Genomic DNA, 2,653 nt, shown 5'->3' on the forward strand with positions numbered 1-2,653 from the left:
GACGGGATGGGTGCGGGAGCCTCGATTGGCGCCGAGGCAGGCGGCAGGGGAATGACCTCCGCAGTCCCCACGAGGCCTGGAGGTGTCGGCGGGGTGGTCGTGCGGCCGAGGAATAGCGGAGTCAGGACCCGGATGACGAAGGAGACGGCCAGCATGATGGCGATGATCCAGATGGCGCTGGTGTACGCAGGGTCAGGTACCGGATTCTGGGTGAGCTGGTCGAGCGCCATCAGGACGCCGGCGACGGGCAGCATGGTGCCCGTGGTGGCCAGGAGGAAGATCCAAGTGGGCGCCTCGCGCCCCTCCCGCAAGGTCTCCCCTATGTGATCCCAGAGGGGGAAGGCTGTGAGGGCATAGAGCCCCACGGCGGTGACGACAGCCACCCAGAAGTTGGCGGGGTCGTAGGGGGCTTCGGTGGTGGCCATGAGGGTGCAGGTCATGCGGCCATCCTTGCGGAGAGGATGACCCGCGAGCGCCCCGCGCGGGCGGGGCGCTCGCGGGTGGGGGTCACTGCTGGTAGCGGCAGGTCTCGCAGATGTGGGGGGTGTCCTTGCCGTCGATGGTGGCGAAGTGGGCGGTGAGGGCCTTGATCTCGGTCTGGGTGAGGCGCTGCCAGAGGTCGTGGTGGGTGCGGATCTCGCGGGCGTTGGGGGTGTCCTCGAGGATCGCGGTCAGGGACATGGGGGCGTGCTTGCGGCAGGTGATCATGCCGTTGAGGTTCGTCCAGGCGGGGGCGGTGGTGGTGTTGCTCATGGTGTCCTCCTTGGGACGGTGGGGGCTGAGGTTCCGGTGAACCCCTGCTGACATGAAAAAGCATACATACCAGGGTGTGAGTGTGCAACCCGGTGGAAACACCGCGAGCGCCGGCCATGGATCATGGCCGGCGCTCGCGGGAAGAAAGGTCAGGGGGTCAGGGTCACTCGCTGGTCGAGGATCCGGCGCACCGCCTGCTCCTGGCGGCGCATCTCCTCACGCTGCGGGCGGGTGGCGAGCTCCTGGGCGGCGGCGTGGATCGTGTCCACCGCAGCCTGTGTGGCACCCTCCTGGGCGGCCAGCCACACCAGCGTCAGCGCGGGGACGCCTTCGACCGCCGGAAGGGCCTGCAGTTCCTCCAGACGCCGCGCGTCGTGCCGCCTCGAACGGGCGGGATCGGAGGTCGGCATCGGCCGGCCCCACAGCTGCTCGGGCAACGGCATGGCCAGTCCGCTGGCGCGCAGCCGGCGCTCGTCCGCACGGATTCGGCGGGTCTCGACACCGACCACGATCGCGCCGGCGGCCAGCAGTGTGGCGATCAGGCCGAAGTGGGGCGCGCCCATGGCGAAGGCGGCCCAGAGCGTCAGGGCGGCGAGTACACCCAGGATCACCTGCACGCGGAACGGGTCGAAGTCTGGGAGGTCGTCCCGGCTGGTGTGGGGCCCCACCTTCACCGTGGCCATCAGGTCACGTCCGTCGGGAGTGTCCGGGATCAGCCAGATCCCGCAACGGGTGGGGTGGGCAGCCACGGCGGGGGCAAGCGGTGAGGCGCTCATGGGTCTCCTTGATCAGCAGGTCAGCCACGGGAAGGGGCTGAGGCCTCTCCCACTGAAGGCAGGCCGGAACCAGGGGTCGGGTGTTTCAGCTCGCCGGCCAGGCGCTGGCCGACGGCGCCTCTCGGGGGCGTCTCAGACCCTCGGTGCGGCGCGAGGCCGGGTGCAGGGCGGTCTGTGCCGGGGCTCGCGGAGCTCACCGCGCGGGGCGGGAGTCCTCGGGTGCCGGGTAGACCGAGGCGACGGCCGCGGACACGAGCTCACCCATCGGCTTGCCGGTCGTGTAGGAGGCCCAGCGCAGCCGCTCATGGACCGAGACCGGCAGGGTGAACGAGGTTCGCTGCATCGGCTCACGCTCGCGCGCGGGCGCAGCGGGGAAGAGCCGGCCCAGCAGTTCGGCGGCCGCCGCGTCCCACGACTCCGACGCTGCCGGAACGGTCCCGACGGCGGCGGCGTACTCCACTCGCTCGGGGATCGCGGTGGACAGCGCCGGCACGGATGCCTCCGCGAGCGCGGCCCGCGTGTCCCGGTAGGTGATCGTGGCGGGGTTCGCGCGGTTCAGCAGGACCAGGGCCGGCAGGTGAGGGTGCAGAGCCTGGAGCGTGTCGAGGGTAGACCAGAGGCTGCTCACGTCGATGCGGGCGGGCTGGACGGGAACCAGGGCGACGGCGGCAGCGTCCAGAAGCGGCCGGATGCGCTCGAAGGTGGTCCCGTTGCCGTCGGTGTCCACCAGGACGACCTCAGCGGCAGTTGCCGGCATCGTGCGCGTGGCCGGCGCCAGTAGCTCGAACGGCAGGGAGTCACCGGCGGGCAGGTCTGCGCGGGCGTCCTCGATCCACTCGGTGCAGGCGCCGTCGGCGGTGGTGTCCAGGACCGCCACCCGGTGGCCCTGCCGGGCCAGCGCGGCCGCGAGCAGGACCACGGTGGTGGTGCGGCCCGTGCCCCCCTTGGACCCCAGGACGGGGACGATGCGAGGGGTCGGCAGGGGAGGGGTGGGGGTGCTCATGGGTGGGGCCTTCCGTCAGTCGGGAGAGTCGGTGGTGCCACGGGTGAGGGGTGGCCGGGCCGTGCGCCCGTGTAGCCGTACAGCAGGGGCTGAGACGGGGCGGGATCGGCCCGCCCTGGGG

At 71.6% G+C, this 2,653-nt stretch carries 4 protein-coding genes; all 4 read right to left on the bottom strand.

What is annotated here, in order from left to right; genetic code table 11:
* A partial coding sequence (locus CITRIK5_RS11875) for a hypothetical protein (RefSeq protein ID WP_201294467.1) occupies window positions 1-440 on the bottom strand: 440 nt, incomplete at its 3' end.
* A gap of 67 nt (window positions 441-507) precedes the next feature.
* On the bottom strand, window positions 508-753 hold the full coding sequence (locus CITRIK5_RS11880) for a hypothetical protein (protein WP_159833835.1): 246 nt from the start codon (window positions 751-753) through the stop codon (window positions 508-510).
* Window positions 754-902: 149 nt separating this feature from the next.
* Entirely contained in the window at window positions 903-1,529 is a 627-nt protein-coding gene (locus CITRIK5_RS11885; RefSeq protein ID WP_159833837.1) for a hypothetical protein, read from the bottom strand.
* Window positions 1,530-1,722: 193 nt separating this feature from the next.
* Entirely contained in the window at window positions 1,723-2,532 is an 810-nt protein-coding gene (locus tag CITRIK5_RS11890) for a ParA family protein (protein ID WP_159833839.1), read from the bottom strand.
* Between the last annotated feature and the right edge of the window lie 121 nt (window positions 2,533-2,653).

Origin of the sequence: Micrococcus sp. 116 (genome assembly GCF_902506395.1) — a bacterium.
Classification (GTDB): domain Bacteria; phylum Actinomycetota; class Actinomycetes; order Actinomycetales; family Micrococcaceae; genus Micrococcus; species Micrococcus luteus.